The sequence below is a fragment of the Grimontia sedimenti genome, assembly GCF_011045095.1.
Classification (GTDB): Bacteria; Pseudomonadota; Gammaproteobacteria; order Enterobacterales; family Vibrionaceae; genus Enterovibrio; species Enterovibrio sedimenti.
Window position 1 is genome coordinate 108,044 of sequence record NZ_JAALDL010000011.1, and the last position, 15,372, is coordinate 123,415.

The following is a 15,372-nucleotide window of genomic DNA, read 5'->3' on the forward strand; positions in this document are numbered from 1 at the left end:
AAAGACGCTAATTTTTATTAATCTACCAGCGGATAAACGCCGTTTTCATCGTGAACTTCCTGTCCGGTAATTGGCGGGTTAAATACACATGCCATTACCATGTCCGCGCCTTCGTAAGCGCGAAGGAAGTGTTCATCGTGTTTGTCCAGAATGTAAAGTGTGCCCGGTTTGATCGGGTAAGTTTCGCCACCTACCACTTCAATTTCACCTTCACCAGACATGCAGTACACAGACTCCAAGTGGTTTTTGTAGTGAATGTGGGTTTCAGTGCCTTTAAAGATGGTCGTGATGTGGAATGAAAAACCCATCTGGTCATCTTTCAGCAGCATACGAACACTTTCCCAGGTTTCTGATGCTACGCGGCGCTCGCTGTTTCTACACTCTTCCAGAGTTCTTACGATCATGTTTCTTATTTCCCTTAAGACGCTTTGCGGGTAAGTTCATTAGCAACTTCTTGCGCAGCTTTTTCAAAGATGTGCAGACCTTGTTCAAGCTCTGACTCACTGATTGTCAGCGGACAAAAGAACTTCACGACTTCATCGTCAGGACCTGCGGTTTCAATGACCATGCCTTTCTCAAAGCAACGACGCGAAATCGCGCTGGCGATATCGCCGCTTTTACACTCAATACCTTGCATCATGCCGCGGCCTTTTGCGCGAACAAACAGCGAAGAAAGTTGCTTCAGCGAGCGGTCGATAGTCTTGGAAACTTGTTGGCTGCGCTCAGCAATGTGGCCTTCAAAATCATCATTCTGCCAGTAATGCTCAATCGCTTTTGTTGCCGTAATGAAGGCGTGGTTGTTACCACGGAAAGTGCCGTTATGTTCACCTGGTAGCCACTTGTCCAACTCAGGTTTCAGCAGCACCAGCGCCATTGGCAGACCGTATCCGCCGATAGACTTAGACAGGGTCACGATGTCTGGCTTAATACCAGATGGTTCGAAGCTGAAGAAGGTGCCAGTACGGCCACAACCAGCCTGAATATCATCAACAATTAGCAGAATGCCGTGGGCTTTACAGATTTTGCTCAGCTTTTGTAGCCACTCGTTTGAAGCGACATTCAGACCACCCTCACCTTGTAGGGTTTCAAGCAGCACAGCAGCAGGCTTATCGAGGCCACTTGAGTTGTCGTTCAGCATGGCTTCGAACAGCGCAAGGCCGTCAATGCCAGCGTAGTCTTCATAAGGAATGCGGGACGTGCCAAACAACGGAGTGCCGGCGCCACCACGGTGGTGTTGGTTACCAGTAGCCGTGAGTGCGCCCATGGTACACCCATGGAAACCATTGGTGAATGTGACGATGTTGGTGCGGCCCGTCACTTTGCGAGCCAACTTCATCGCTGCTTCTACTGCATTCGTACCGGTTGGGCCCGTGAACTGCACTTTGTAATCAAGATTTCTGGGAGCGAAGATGTGATTACGGAGTGCGGTTAGGAAAGCAGCTTTGGCTTCGGTAAACATATCCAGGCCATGGGTAATGCCGTCGTTTGAAATGTACTCGACCAAGGCTTCTTTCAGAATGGGGTTGTTATGGCCATAGTTCAGTGAACCTGCGCCGGCCAGAAAATCAATGTAGCGTGCTCCTGAGTCTGTGGTCAGCCAGCAACCTTTTGCCGAGGTAAAGACAACTGGGAAGTTGTTGCAGTATGACTTAACGTTTGACTCTTGCTTGTTAAAAATTTCCATTTGGAATCCGTTTTCTATTTTTAAGAATGGTTTTATTTCAAAGGAATGCGGAACAAAAACTCCGTGTCGTGTTTTCCTTTGAAATGCTGTTTTCGTCGAGAAACACTGTGACTTCACCGTTTTCACCATGTGCGGCGTCAAGCTTACGAAATAAGCTCCAGGAACCTTTGTTGGATCCGGTGATAGTCGTCTCTACGACATTGACGTCTGAGAGGTGATCGCGCATCAACAGCTCTTGCAGCATATGAAAGGCGAGACCTTTGCCGCGTGCTTTCGGAGAAACAGCGACTTGCCAGACAAACAGCTCGTTAGGGGCTCCAGGCTTTAGGTATCCAGAAATGAACCCGGCGACGGAACCCTTATGCTCTGCGAGGATGCAGGTCTCATTGAAGTGGGAAGATTGGAGGAAGTTGCAGTACGAGGAGTTTTCATCGAGTGGGGGACAACTGGCGATAAGCTCGTGGATCCTGATGCCATCTTCGATTCGCGGAGTGCGAAATACCCAGGCGTCTTCGTCCGTCCTCAAACGCGTCAATGTCGCGCTCTGGTGTATCGTCTCGGTACTCATTGTTTCAATTAATCCTTTAGAGGTCTAAGCATTTAAGCCCTTTAAATGATACATCTGATGGAATTTTTATCAAGTCTGAGTCACAAATAAGCATATTTATGTCTATAACTCACTGTTTTATATGCGCTCAATAAAAATGACGCAAAAACGAAACATTTAGATGTGTAATCAATGTGCTTTGAGTGAATCATTCTGTATCGATAAGAGATGAAAACCGAATACAGCGACAGATCCCGTGTTAACTGTTGTTGTTTCGCTGATCAAAGGGCAATAACACCTATGGTGATATCGTTTTTTAGTGAGGCATATTAAGTTGATTTGGAGGGAAGAACTGAAAGTTTTACGTAGTAAACTTTCAATCAGATTTTAAGAGAAACAAAATGAAAGCGTTTTACACTTGTAATATTTTAACGGAAAGAAGAGTAACTGGCTGAATTTTAATGAGATAAATGATGACTTATTTTTGCTAGGTTAATAATAATCAGGCCGTTAGACTCTTCGCCAAAATAATAAAAACAGTTACTGATTACACTTTTATACCCTAAATCCCAAAAAGGCAAAGAAAGTCACGATGAGTCCAGAACAACATCTTACCCAATGGCAACAAAGTCAGACCGACGCAGAAGTTATGTCCCCCCTCATTGGTAAGCTTTACCGTGAAAAGGGCGTTGAAATCCAAATTTATGGCCGTGCAGTCATTAATGCCAACACCATTGATTTGTTAAAATCACACCGTGTTGCACGTTGGTACACAGGACAGGAAGTCACTACCGCGCATACGCTCCCTATTCTGGAAGCATTGGCACAATTTCCACTTTCTCCATGCCGAATTGACCTAGGCCGCCTCGCCAGCGTTTACTGGCGTGATCACGAAGACCTAGCTCAACTAGACGATTTTCTAAAAACAGCAATCGCAGACCTGCCACCATCCACGAGTCTTAAGGAGCCCAGAGATATCGTGTTGTATGGCTTTGGCCGAATTGGGCGCTTGGTAACGCGCCTGATGGTAGAAAAAAGCGGACCAGGCTACCCACTGCGTCTACGCGCGATTGTTGTACGTGGCGGTAAAGATGGCGATCTTGAAAAGCGCGCCAGCTTACTGCGTCGTGATTCTGTTCACGGGCCTTTTAACGGTTCCATTCTGGTGGACCATGCCCGTAACGCTCTGATCGTGAATGGTAACTACATTCAAATCATTTATGCGAACCATCCTTCTGAAGTGGATTATGAAGCGCATGGCATCAATAACGCAGTGGTAGTGGATAACACTGGCATGTGGCGTGATGTTGATGGCCTGAGTAACCACCTGACGGCGAAAGGTGCTGCGAAGGTTCTGCTCACTGCTCCTGGCAAAGGCGACATTAAAAACATCGTATTTGGTGTTAACCATGGCGACATCAAAGACACCGACACCATAGTGTCAGCCGCAAGCTGTACCACGAACGCGATTACCCCTGTGCTGAAAGCGATGAACGATCGTTATGGCGTGGAGTCGGGTCACATCGAGACGGTACACTCATTCACCAACGATCAAAATCTGATTGATAATTTCCACAACGGTGATCGCCGCGGACGTGCAGCTTCATTGAACATGGTACTGACATCAACAGGTGCTGCAAAAGCCGTTGCGAAAGCGTTACCTGAATTAAAAGGAAAGCTGACGGGTAATGCTATCCGCGTTCCAACCCCCAACGTCTCGATGGCGATTGCCAACTTGAACTTGGGTAAAGACGTGGACCGCGATTCACTGAATACCTACCTGCGTGAGACGGCGCTCATGTCTCCGTTGGCGGGCCAGATTGATTACACCCAATCGACAGAAATCGTGTCCTCGGACATCGTTGGTTCTCGTTATGCGGGTGTGGTAGACAGCGAAGCGACTATCGCCGACGGTAATCGCTGTGTGCTTTACATTTGGTATGACAACGAATTCGGTTACAGCTGTCAGGTGATTCACTGCATCGAGCAGATGGCGGGTGTCCAGTACCCAGTGATCCCTTCGGTAAATCAGCAGTAATCATTTAAAGAAAACATCCCCCTAAGCCAAAGCGACTCATCTGAGTCGCTTTTTTTATCTCCATGAGCGACAAATTCTAAAGAATAATATGAGGCAGATAACGGGCGAGGTCCTGCGTAATGAGGGAAGCATCTTCTCGAATCGAAATGCCAGCCGCGCGATCATTAACCAGCCAGCTGCCAATCAAGGTGAAGTTGTCGCCGAATTTTGGCAGGGGTTGGTACTGCTGGATGATAGCTTGGGAAAGATCATAAGGCCCATCAGTTTTAAAGGTCGGCGCGCCATTTCTGACGATTTCGATGTTGGCACCTTCTCGTGAAAATAATGGCTTCACCACATAGTCAGACAGGGAAGATGCTTTCGGATCATCCGCGAAGTAGGCAGGCAATAGATTAGGATGATTAGGATGGAGCTGCCAAAGCATCGGAAGCAGTGCTTTGTTGGAAAGCACTGACTTCCACATCGGCTCCAGCCAGTTAATCGTAGCGCTACCCAAGAATTGGGCATACTCCTCGTCAAACATGAACTCCCAGGGATATAGCTTGAACATCCAGCGGATGACCCGTCCTTTCATGTCGACAAATTCGCCGGCATCATTCACACCAATATCTTCAACGTAGACAAAGCCAGTGTGTAATCCCGCCTCTTTGGCACAATCTTCAAGGTACTGAACCGTCGCACGGTCTTCTTCTGTGTCTTTACAGCAACTGAAGTGAAGCGTCTGGCCCGGTTGGCGTTTGGCAAGCTCGGCAAAGCGCTCCATGATGTAATCCTGAAGGATATTAAACTGGTCAGCACTCTGGTGGATGCGTCCGCTGTTCACCACATCTTCAAGCCATACCCATTGCCAGAAGCCGGTTTCAAACAGGGAAGTTGGTGTGTCTGCATTGTTTTCATAAAGCTTGGCTGGATTGACACCGTCATAGGTGAAATCAAGACGGGCATAGAGAGATGGGTCCCGGCGTCGCCAGGAACTTGCGACCAAATCCCACATGGCTTCGGGAATGCCGAACTTGGTCAGTAGTTCATCACTTCGGGTGACACGCTCTACCACATCAAGACACATCTGGTGGATCTCTTCGGTAGGTTTCTCCAGATCTTCCTCAATTTGCTTGAGGTTGAATTGATAGTAGGCGGTTTCATCCCAGTAAGGTTCGCCATACATGGTATGAAATCCAAACCCGTATTGCTTTGCCAGTTCGCGCCAGTGAGGGCGCTCTGGGATATCCCGCCTGAACATTGCTTAACCGCCACTGCGCGAAGAAGACGCGCGTGATACGGATTTACCAAAACCGCCGCGTGACATTACTTGTCCGATAGTACCGCTGGATTTTGGCTTGGTGATCGAGCTGGTGGAGACTTTCACCGATTTGTTGCTCGACGAGCTGAAGAAGTTACCATCGCCGGAATAGTACTTTCCGCGGTATCCATACAGTGGCTTGGAATAGTAACGTTTCTTCTTTTTCTTGAAGTAGTCGTCATCCAGCATGTTGGCGAAGAAAAAGCCTGCCATCGCTGGAATGTACCAGTTGTTGTAACGATCACAGCCATCTAAAAAGTCCGCTTCGCACTCATATTCATTGTTATAACGGGGTGCAGATTGCGCGGCATCCGCCAGTGCATCCTGATAGGCGATACGACACTCTTCAATTTGATCCGGAAATGAGCGCGCACAATCTTGTGCAGACTGGAACACGAAACCTTCAGTTTCAGGTTCGAAAAAACAACCTGAGATACCTCCGACAAACGCAAAAGGGATCACTTTGGAGGCTTTGTCCATGGTTGGACGAATAACGTTTTGACTCCGTTTCATGACTACCTCCGTTAGTAGGTCAGACACGCAGCGTTCAGTACGCCGATGGAAACAGAGACGACTGCCAGAATAATACCGGCTGGCAATTCGTCGTTTTCAATGCGAGTAGTCAGCTCTTTCAGCATGACAAAGCGGACAATGGCAAAGGCAATAAATTGTGCCAGCATGGCAATCACGCCCCACACCATAAAGTCGACGATGTTGACGGAGTTTTGCGCCGCACCGGCAATGGCAATACAGTAACCCAAGAATGCACCGCCAAGAGCAACTGCTGCTGTTACGCTTTGCTTATCTTTGATCAGTGACCACTCGTCGTAAGGCGTAATGCGGATGTAGATGAACTTAAAAATCAGCACAAATGCCAGCGAAGCAGCAAAATAGATGATGAAGTTTGGCAGACCTGAAAGCAGTCCGGCGAGCATATCCATAGTGGTATCCTGTGAGTCCTTTAATCATTATCCCCACCTAAGCTAAAGGCTTGCGGGGTCGATAAGTATAAGCTTATGTTTGTTAGCGAAAAACGGCCTTAAGCTATCACGACTTTGCGAAGTAAATCGTCTCAAAATTAAAGACACTCAGTTATTGCTGGAATTATTGGTTTACAACGTTCCTATGAGTGAGTTTGCGAGCGACCTATGAAAAATATTGTATGACCAAGGTCTCATTAAAGCCCACTTTCTATAATTCGCTCATTTAGACCCAAACCATGGATGGAGAAGTCATGTTTGATTACCCAAAAACACGCAAAGATACGATCGTCGATACATATTTCTCCGAGAAAGTGGCCGACCCTTATCGTTGGCTGGAAGATGATTTAAGTGACGAAACCGCGCAATGGGTAGAAGCCCAGAATGCGGTCACCTTTGGTTGTTTGCATAATATTCCCTTCCGTCACGCCATTCGTGAGCGACTCGAAGCGGCCAACAATTATGTGAAAGAATCTGCACCGTTCGATCGCGGGGACTACACCTATTTCTATCGCAACGACGGCCTGCAGAATCAGTCCGTGGTATACCGTACCAATACCAATGGAGAGGTTGCGGACGCCGAGGTGTTTCTTGACCCAAATAGCTGGAGTGAAGAGGGCACCACATCACTTGACCAACTGCGCTTTTCCCGCGACGACAAATTTATTGCCTATTCGACCTCTGAAGGCGGCAGCGACTGGCGAACCATCTATGTGATGGATGCAAAAACCGGCGAGTTGCTGACTGACAAAATTGAGAACGTAAAGTTTTCGGGGATCGAATGGCGTGGCAGTGAAGGTTTCTACTACTCGACCTATGACAAGCCAGAAGGTAGCGAGCTTTCAGCCAGAACTGAACACCATAAGCTTTACTTTCACACTTTAGGCACCGCACAGACGGACGATGTGTTGGTGTTTGGTGGAGATGATGATCCGCAGTACCGTTATGTTGGTGGCTACACCACAGAGGATGATCACTATTTGGTGATCTCAGGTGCTAATGCCACCTCAGGAAACATGCTTTATGTGCAAGACCTGAAGGGCGGTGGTGATCGCGTTTGCCTGACCGACGATGACAGCGCAGACAGTGATGTTATCGATCATCACGACGGAAAACTTCTTATCTACACCAATTGGCACGCACCAATGGGGCGTATCGTGGCGGTGGACGTTGCAAACCCACAGCAGACGAATTGGGAAGATTTGATTGCGGAAACCGAACATGAACTTAGTATCTCAACGGGTTCGGGTTACTTGTTCGCCAGCTACCTCGTCGATGTTCAGACCCAGGTTAAGCAGTATCGCCTGAGTGGCGAGAAGGTGCGTGATGTGGCTCTGCCAAGTGTAGGCACAGCATCTGGCTTCTCAGGTCGCGAAAAAGATAAAACGCTGTATTTCACCTTTACCAATTACACCACGGCAGCAGACACTTACCGCTTTGATCCGGAAACCGGTGAGACAGCACTTTATCGTCAAAGCGCCTGCACCATCGACAGTGAAAAGCTTGAGTCGCGTCAGGTGTTTTACACCTCCAAAGATGGCACCAAAGTACCGATGACCATTTGCTACCGCAAGGGCATAGAGCTCGATGGTTCTCATCCCACTATTCTGTATGGCTATGGAGGTTTCAATATCAGCTTGGAGCCTGCATTCAACCCAAGCATTGCAGCATGGATTGAAATGGGCGGCATCTATGCCGTCGCCAACCTGCGTGGTGGCGGTGAGTATGGAAAAGCCTGGCATCAGGCTGGCACCCAGCTTCAGAAACAAAATGTGTTTGATGATTTTATTTCGGCAGCTGAATTTTTGATTGCTGAGAAGTACACGTCATCAGAGAAACTGGCTATTCGCGGGGGATCTAATGGCGGCTTGCTGGTGGGCGCATGTATGACGCAGCGTCCCGACCTTTTCAAAGTGGCATTGCCAGCGGTTGGCGTGTTGGACATGCTCCGCTACCATACCTTCACATCCGGTGAGGGCTGGAAGTACGATTACGGTACTTCTGCGCAAAGTGAAGAGATGTTCCAATATCTGCTGGGGTATTCACCCGTGCACAATGTGAAAGAAGGCGTTGTTTATCCGTCGACATTAGTGACGACGGCTGACCATGACGATCGCGTGGTGCCCGCGCACTCCTACAAGTTTATTGCAGAGCTTCAGGCAAAACATGGTGGAGACAACCCTGTATTGATCCGTATTGATGTGAATGCAGGACATGGAGCTGGCATGCCGATGCACAAAGTGTTGGATTTAGGCGCTGATGTGTATGCTTTCTGTCTTGACCAGATGGGTGTAGAGCCCGTGCTGTAACGGGATAAGAAAAACGCGCCAGATAAGGCGCGTTTTTTAATTGCCAGCGGCATTAATATTGGTTTCTATGACTGTTATTGCACTAACCAATGCACTTGGAAGCGCAGAATTTTCTGCAAACATGGCAAGCGTAATCACAGAAACAGCAACGCCGATAATGGCATACTCGATGGCGGTCACTCCGGACTCATCCAAGATGTAACGTCGAATGTAATTGAACATTCTCATACCTTTTTGGTTCTTTTTCCTGCTCTAACATAGCCGTGTGCTGTCCGATATTCCAGTCATGGTCAAACTTTAACTAACCCTTTAAATTCTCGCCGCTTTATATCGAAATACGTAAAGTGTCCTACAAATAAAAAACTGATGAAAACAGTAGAATTATTTTCAATATATTTGTGTCTCATATAGCAAGTTTGATTATGAGCATGAGGCCTATTAAACAGATTGATTGGTGCCGTTGTCTCGTAGAGACGAATTCATTATTCCTTGAGCGCTATCACATTGATTTTTGGCCTTTATAGGGTCTATTGACCTTTGGTGGTTAAATTTTTTTCTAGTCCTAAGCATTTTCAACTTTTAGCGGAAACTGTTTCCTTCCTTTTGTTTATTGTTGCTGTTCGGTGCCGTTGTTAGCTTAAAAGTCGACCGAAACAAAAAAACAAAAGGACGCTCAATATGGCTTATGAAGGCTACACCACATTTACCGCTAGTCAGGACGAAGGTGTCCTGACAGTGACTTTCGATTTTGGCTCAGTAAACGTTCAGGGACAGGAAATGTTGTCTGATTTGAACGGACTGGCTATGCGCCTGGAACGTGACCGCGATGTAAAAGTGGTTGTCTTTCAATCTGCAAATCCTGAAATCTGGGTATGTCACTACGACACCAATCTGTTAAAAGACATGTCGACAGAAGCTGTTTCCCGCGAGGAAGCGCAGCTGCTCGATTTGCAGGCAGTGCTGGAACGAATCAGTAAAGTACCTCAAGCAACCATCGCCAAGCTGGAAGGTTTTGCCCGAGGTGGCGGCCATGAGTTTGCGTTGGCATGTGATATGCGCTTTGCGGCTCGCGGAAAATACAAGTTTATGCAGATGGAAGTTGGCATGGGTATCTTGCCTTGCGGCGGTGGTGCATCGCGAATGGCTCGTCAGGTCGGTCTTGGCCGTGCACTGGAAATTATCCTGAGTGCGCGTGACTTCGATGCAGATGAAGCAGAGGCTTATGGCACCATCAACAAGGCATTGGAGCCGGATGAGATTGGTGAATATGTTGATACCTTGGCGAAGCGTATTGCGAAATTCCCTGCAGAATCTATCAATGCTTGTAAGCAAATGGTTTACGAGTCCATCGATAAACCTATCGACGAAGCACTGAAAGCTGAGGCTTACTGGCTGTACCAGGCAACCAGCAAAACCCCAGCAGTGAAGCGCTTCCAGATCGCTGACGATCAAGGGCTTGAGCACGATATCGAGAATCAGCGTAACTGGAACAATCTGGTCATGGATGTGCAAAACATCAACTGATCCAGTTTTAGCTAAAGCGAGAAGTCGACTATTCTCAACCATGGGTATATCTACATGGTTGAGAATTTTTTATGGTGAAAGCTCAACTACCAAGGAAATAAAAATAAGGGGCTGATATGTTAGGTGAAAACCACTCACTCGTTAATGAGTTCCCAGAGTTCAAGGACCTGATCGCTGAGCTCTCCAATCAAGATACTGCATTCGCAGAAGACACAAAAAAATACAATGCGCTTGATAAAGAAATTCGTAGTCTGGAGCTGAGAGATTCTCCGATTGATGATGAAGAAATGCACAAGCTTAAGCACGACCGTGCCGTGTTGAAAGACTCGCTTTATCACCGCCTACAACAGGCAAAATAGAAAGCAGTCAGTTTTGAACGACAAGACGCGCCTCCGGCGCGTTTTTTTATTCTCCTTATCCCAAATTCGCGCTCTCTTTACCGGAAAAAGTGTGCTTACATTCAGGCCTGAATACCCCAAAAAGATGGTGTTTAATGAAAAACCTCACCCTAACTTCTCTGATGGCACTATTAATGGCCGGCTGCGCAGAGAATGCTGCAGATACTGACACCATGGTAGGCGCAGATCGTGATAGCCATGGCTGCATCCCTTCTGCAGGTTTTCAGTGGTGTGCCCATACCAACCGATGTGAGCGCCCTTGGGAGCTTGCTGAAGTTGAAGGGTTTGATAATACGCCCGAGCTCTTTGAAGCATTCTGCGCTGAGTAACAACAGTGTTAGCAAAGCGGCATAAAAAGCGCGCCATTTGTTTATGCAAGTGGCGCACTTTCTTTGAATCAAAGGGATTTAACGGATTCCCGGAAATAGACCCATGACCACACCGAAGGTAGCGTAAGCATGAATGCTCTCTTCCTGGCTGGCCTGATATTGTTCCATAGCTTTCAGAATTGTCGGTGCTGAAACAATCTCACCTGACGCCATAAAACCTTGCTCAGTCAGCTGTCTGATTTCTTCTTTAGTGGTTGGTGTATCCAGTTTCACGTGAGTCACAACGTCTTGCGATTTATAGAACTGAAATCTGAGCATAGTGTTCTCCTTATTGGCTTCACCTTAATAGGGGTAAATAGAAGGTTTTTACCGTGAGTCAATAAGTTAGACGCTCTGTGCTACCGGTTAATAATACCATTGAGCAGGTCGGAAAAGCCGCCATTATCGGTGGGCATGGATCGCACAATTAGCTAAGAGAAAGGCGGGTGATAATGAAACTCAACCCGCCTTGATTTGAAGATTTGATAGGTGCTTTTACCAGATAACAGGGCGATTTACACCACGGCCATCTTCAATGGTATTTTTCACCGTTTCACTACCTGCTTTTACCTGAAGAACGGCGTAGTAAAGCGGTGAATTAGAGGTGTTTCTCCAACCGCGTACGCCTTCGGGAGCCACACGGACGACAGAGCCAGTGGTGACCTCGAATCGATTATCATCCACCATAAATTCGCCTTGTCCTCCTATGAAAATGTAGATTTCTTCGTGCCCGCTCGCTGCCCTGATGATAGGCGGTGTGGTGGTGTCCCGAGCACTGAATGATGATGGGGTTGTCGATGAACTGCTTGAAGCTTGTATAACCAAAGCTTCTCAGCTCATGAAGTAAAAACGCGCCAGTAAAGCGCGCTTATTTACTCTAAAAGGACTGATAAAACCGGTTGCTCAATCTTCCGTCTCTATATCCGCAAAGTAATCGCCCCAGCTTTGGTGCTCGCGTCCAGCAGCTTGCAGAAAATGGCTGGGGTTGTCGACCTTACCTTCACTGATACCCTGATAAATGCCAGCGATAACCGTACCGAGAAACTCCCCCAACTCTGCGATACGTTCTGCTTGATAATCCTCAAAAGACAGAGGCACGTAAGTCAGGTGAGTGTGGTATGTCGCGTTGAGGTATTCCGTTAACTGGGTTTGAGTGAGGGCTTCACCATGCAGGTTGTAAGTTTGCCCGTTGTGCTTGTCTTCAGTCAGCATTCGGGCATAGGCATAACCAAGTTCACCACGGGAGGTATACCCGCATTTGCCTTCCCCCGCACAATTGGTGATAACCCCAGCTTTCTTGTAATTCTCGATGTATTCGATATCGGGTTCAATGTAGATACCATTGCGGCCTATCACCCAGTTAAGCCCCGATTCACGAACATCTTGCTCGGTTTGCCTGTTGCTTTGAATAATGGGTGAAAAAGCTGTGCCTTCTTCAGCGCCTTGAACACTGGTGTAAACAATCTTATTAACCCCTGCTTTTTTGGCAGCATTAATCACATTGCGGTGCTGGCCAATGCGCTTGTCAGGCGCGTCCATTCCGGATACCAGTAACAAGGTACCAATGCCTTGTAGTGATTGTTCAAGCTCTTCTGGCTCTTCGTAATCACCGGGACGGATTTCAACACCAAGTTCTTTGGCGCGCTCTGGGGTGCGAGCTAAAGCAATGACATTTTCTCTCGGTATTACGTCAATCAGCGCTTTGACGATTTCTGAGCCCAATTGCCCACTGGCGGCGGTAACGGCAATTTTCACGGTCTTTTCCCTCATCGATAAACGGGCAAGCGAGTGATGATTGGCTTGCACTATGTTCCTAATAAATGTAGCTCGGGTACATTGTGCAGGAAGCGCTTTCTGAGTTTTGGCTTATGGAAGATACAAACAATGACTAAGTGTTACTTCATCCTGTTTTCTCAAAATGACACAGTACAGATCTGTTTTCTCAGTACTGGATTTGAAGTGAGAGTATTCCTGAGACGCAAATTGATAAATTCTTTTTAATCAATAAGATAATGACATGGCATGGATGTTGTTTATACGCTCTTAAGTCCGGACTTAATTGGAGCCTATGTCGTGCGTCTATCTATCCCCATTTTATTAACCGTTCTTTTTGGTTCCTCGGTACACGCTGAAACACCAGCTTCCGTTGAGCCTTTTGATACATGTCCCAGTAAAGCCTTCTTGTTCCAGAGCTCACCCAGTAAAGTTTATGGTGTGAACCTTGTCACTGGTGGCTATTCAACGTTGGCAGAAACCACTGGTCTCAACACCCATATCAATGCTGTTGGGTTTAACCAATCAGACCGCTATATATACGGCTTTGATTATGACAACGAGGTGGTGATACGGATTGGTCAAAACTATGTTGGTGAACAACTCACAGTGAATGGGTTGCCTAACAACACGAAGTTTATTAGTGGTGATGTGCATGATCAGATTTACTATCTGCACCGCAGAGAGCTGGGAATCATCAAAATTGACCTTTCTCCACTGGAATCAGACCCTTCGGCGACATTAACAGCGACCACATTAGACACCGACCTCAATAATCTCAGGACGTCAGACGTTGCGATCAACCCGATTGATGGCAATCTCTATGCAGTCAACAACAACTCCTACAACCTGTATCGCGTGGACTTAGAAACAGGTGATTCCGATATGGTTTACAGTTTGGTGGCTGATATCGGCCCACCATCTGGTGGCTTTGGCGCGGTCTATTTCGACGTTGATGGCAACTTTTACATCTCCCGAAATGATGATGGCAAAATCTTCAGAATTGACCTTTCAAACGAAGACGATATCGATGATAAAAACCTGGAGGCAGTGCTATTCGCCTCAGGGCCGATATCTGGACAAAATGACGGTGCACGTTGTGCAAACGCCCCTATTATTGATGAAGATTCGACGATTGATTTTGGTGACGCGCCAGACAGCTACAAAACGTTGCTTGCCTCCAACGGTCCGCGTCACGAAGTGGATAGCGGTTTCTACTTAGGCTCCATCGCACCAGACAGCGAAGGTGACGGCTTTACATCCCCTCTTGATGACAACAAAGCCGGTTTAGCGGATGAAGACGGTGTTGGCTTTGTTACCGCATTGGAAGTGGGTAACACGTCTCTGGTTTCTGTTCAGGCATCTACTGCTGGTTATTTGTCAGCATGGATAGACTGGAACCAGGACGGCGATTTTCAAGACACAGGTGAGAAGGTCTTTAGCGACAGTTTGTTAACCTCGGGCATCAATTCTCTCTCCATTGCGGTTCCGGCAGGAGCGACGATTGGTTCGACCTGGTCTCGTTTCCGTTTTTCAGAAGCGTCTGGCCTCGATTACTTCGGTGGTGCCACAACCGGCGAAGTTGAGGATCATCCTGTGACTATCATGGAAAATGGCTCCTCGCTGCGGTACTACCCCAGCGAGAGTGGATATGCCACGATTGCTTTTGAGGACAACTGGCCTAAAGAAGGGGATTACGATCTCAACGATGTTGTCTTTAAATTCCGCATCACAGAAACACTGGATGAAAACAGCGCGATTACCCGTGTATTAATTCAAGGTTATCTTTCAGCCTACGGCGCTGGTTATCACAATGGGTTTGCATTCAGACTCGGGGGAATAAACCGGTCTGACATCAGCTCAGCGAGCACTTTGACACACAATTCAGTGTTACAAGAGAGCAACGGCTTAGAGAGCGACTCCAATGAGGCAATATTCATTGTTTCAGACGATCTCAAACAGAAACTCCCAGCAGGCTGTATGTACTATCGAACGGCGCAGCATTGTCAGGAAGCGTTGGTCTTCGAGTTCGAAATAGATGTGTATTTCAACGAGGGTACTGATACGAGCTCTCTGATGACAATGCCTTATGACCCGTTTATTTTTGCCACACCGGGTGCTTATGTCCGCGACGGGCTCTGGTATAACCCTGGACGAGGATTAGAAATCCACCTCGCCGATCAGGCGCCGACAGAGCAATTCGACACCTACTGGCTGGGGTGGTGGAGCGACTCCAGCGACCCAGCAACATCACGTTACTTTAAAACCTCTTCGAATCATCCTTGGGCGCTGCTTATTCCGGATGAGTGGTCTTGGCCGAGAGAGCATGTCGACCTTGTCGAGGCATACCCAGAGTTTGCAGGCTATGCGGAGTCTGGTGGTGAAAATAATCTTCAGTGGTATTTATTAGAAAAAGCGACTGAAAACAAATACTACTTGTCTGAGGAGTAA

Annotated in this window: 15 protein-coding genes and 1 pseudogene; 6 read left to right on the forward strand and 10 right to left on the reverse strand. The window is 47.4% G+C overall.

All coding sequences use genetic code 11. The annotated features are described in order from the left end of the window. Positions 1-17 precede the first annotated feature (17 nt). The 3 genes and pseudogenes from G5S52_RS15000 to ectA form a co-directional block, all read right to left on the reverse strand. A complete protein-coding gene (locus G5S52_RS15000; RefSeq protein WP_002538224.1) occupies positions 18-404 on the reverse strand; it encodes an ectoine synthase in 387 nt (128 codons plus the stop codon). Between the two features lie 14 nt (positions 405-418). After that, entirely contained in the window at positions 419-1,684 is a 1,266-nt protein-coding gene (gene ectB, locus G5S52_RS15005) for a diaminobutyrate--2-oxoglutarate transaminase (protein ID WP_165015308.1), read from the reverse strand. Positions 1,685-1,716: 32 nt separating this feature from the next. Further along, positions 1,717-2,252: pseudogene (gene ectA / locus G5S52_RS15010) on the reverse strand (diaminobutyrate acetyltransferase). A 571-nt stretch (positions 2,253-2,823) separates the two neighbouring features. Here ectA and G5S52_RS15015 point away from each other — a divergent pair. Beyond that, positions 2,824-4,269, forward strand: a complete 1,446-nt coding sequence (locus tag G5S52_RS15015; RefSeq protein WP_165015312.1) for a glyceraldehyde-3-phosphate dehydrogenase — start codon at positions 2,824-2,826, stop codon at positions 4,267-4,269. Between the two features lie 76 nt (positions 4,270-4,345). Here G5S52_RS15015 and G5S52_RS15020 read toward each other — a convergent pair whose 3' ends face one another. From G5S52_RS15020 to G5S52_RS15030, 3 genes are read right to left on the reverse strand one after another with little or no spacing between them, the layout of a single operon-like run. Further along, positions 4,346-5,509 carry a glutathionylspermidine synthase family protein gene (locus G5S52_RS15020; RefSeq protein ID WP_165015317.1) on the reverse strand — a complete coding sequence of 388 codons (1,164 nt, stop codon included), beginning with the start codon at positions 5,507-5,509 and terminating at the stop codon, positions 4,346-4,348. Between the two features lie 3 nt (positions 5,510-5,512). Next, positions 5,513-6,082, reverse strand: coding sequence for a DUF1190 domain-containing protein (locus G5S52_RS15025; RefSeq protein WP_165015320.1), 570 nt, complete (start codon positions 6,080-6,082; stop codon positions 5,513-5,515). A gap of 11 nt (positions 6,083-6,093) precedes the next feature. Further along, on the reverse strand, positions 6,094-6,510 hold the full coding sequence (locus G5S52_RS15030) for a DUF350 domain-containing protein (RefSeq protein WP_002538230.1): 417 nt from the start codon (positions 6,508-6,510) through the stop codon (positions 6,094-6,096). 293 nt (positions 6,511-6,803) lie between these two features. Between G5S52_RS15030 and G5S52_RS15035 the strand changes: the two genes are divergently transcribed. Beyond that, a complete protein-coding gene (locus G5S52_RS15035; RefSeq protein WP_165015323.1) occupies positions 6,804-8,858 on the forward strand; it encodes a prolyl oligopeptidase family serine peptidase in 2,055 nt (684 codons plus the stop codon). Positions 8,859-8,894: 36 nt separating this feature from the next. Here G5S52_RS15035 and G5S52_RS15040 read toward each other — a convergent pair whose 3' ends face one another. Then, entirely contained in the window at positions 8,895-9,080 is a 186-nt protein-coding gene (locus tag G5S52_RS15040; protein ID WP_062665360.1) for a Flp family type IVb pilin, read from the reverse strand. 456 nt (positions 9,081-9,536) lie between these two features. Here G5S52_RS15040 and G5S52_RS15045 point away from each other — a divergent pair, with 456 nt between their 5' ends. From G5S52_RS15045 to G5S52_RS15055, 3 genes are all read left to right on the forward strand, one after another. After that, positions 9,537-10,382 (forward strand): enoyl-CoA hydratase/isomerase family protein, encoded by an 846-nt coding sequence (locus tag G5S52_RS15045; RefSeq protein ID WP_165015326.1) that lies wholly within the window; start codon positions 9,537-9,539, stop codon positions 10,380-10,382. A gap of 116 nt (positions 10,383-10,498) precedes the next feature. Then, on the forward strand, positions 10,499-10,741 hold the full coding sequence (locus G5S52_RS15050; protein WP_062665349.1) for an HP1242/YdcH family protein: 243 nt from the start codon (positions 10,499-10,501) through the stop codon (positions 10,739-10,741). A 134-nt stretch (positions 10,742-10,875) separates the two neighbouring features. Continuing rightward, the gene (locus G5S52_RS15055; protein ID WP_165015329.1) at positions 10,876-11,109 is read left to right on the forward strand and encodes a serine protease; all 234 of its coding nucleotides are present in this window, start codon (positions 10,876-10,878) and stop codon (positions 11,107-11,109) included. 78 nt (positions 11,110-11,187) lie between these two features. On the opposite strand, the gene G5S52_RS15060 is transcribed toward G5S52_RS15055, so the two are convergent. From G5S52_RS15060 to G5S52_RS15070, 3 genes are all read right to left on the reverse strand, one after another. After that, entirely contained in the window at positions 11,188-11,427 is a 240-nt protein-coding gene (locus G5S52_RS15060) for a hypothetical protein (protein ID WP_062665348.1), read from the reverse strand. A 216-nt stretch (positions 11,428-11,643) separates the two neighbouring features. Further along, positions 11,644-11,973 carry a cupin domain-containing protein gene (locus tag G5S52_RS24465; RefSeq protein WP_438590723.1) on the reverse strand — a complete coding sequence of 110 codons (330 nt, stop codon included), beginning with the start codon at positions 11,971-11,973 and terminating at the stop codon, positions 11,644-11,646. A gap of 78 nt (positions 11,974-12,051) precedes the next feature. Then, positions 12,052-12,903, reverse strand: a complete 852-nt coding sequence (locus G5S52_RS15070; RefSeq protein WP_165015335.1) for an SDR family oxidoreductase — start codon at positions 12,901-12,903, stop codon at positions 12,052-12,054. A 318-nt stretch (positions 12,904-13,221) separates the two neighbouring features. Between G5S52_RS15070 and G5S52_RS15075 the strand changes: the two genes are divergently transcribed. After that, positions 13,222-15,372, forward strand: coding sequence for an LruC domain-containing protein (locus tag G5S52_RS15075; RefSeq protein WP_165015338.1), 2,151 nt, complete (start codon positions 13,222-13,224; stop codon positions 15,370-15,372).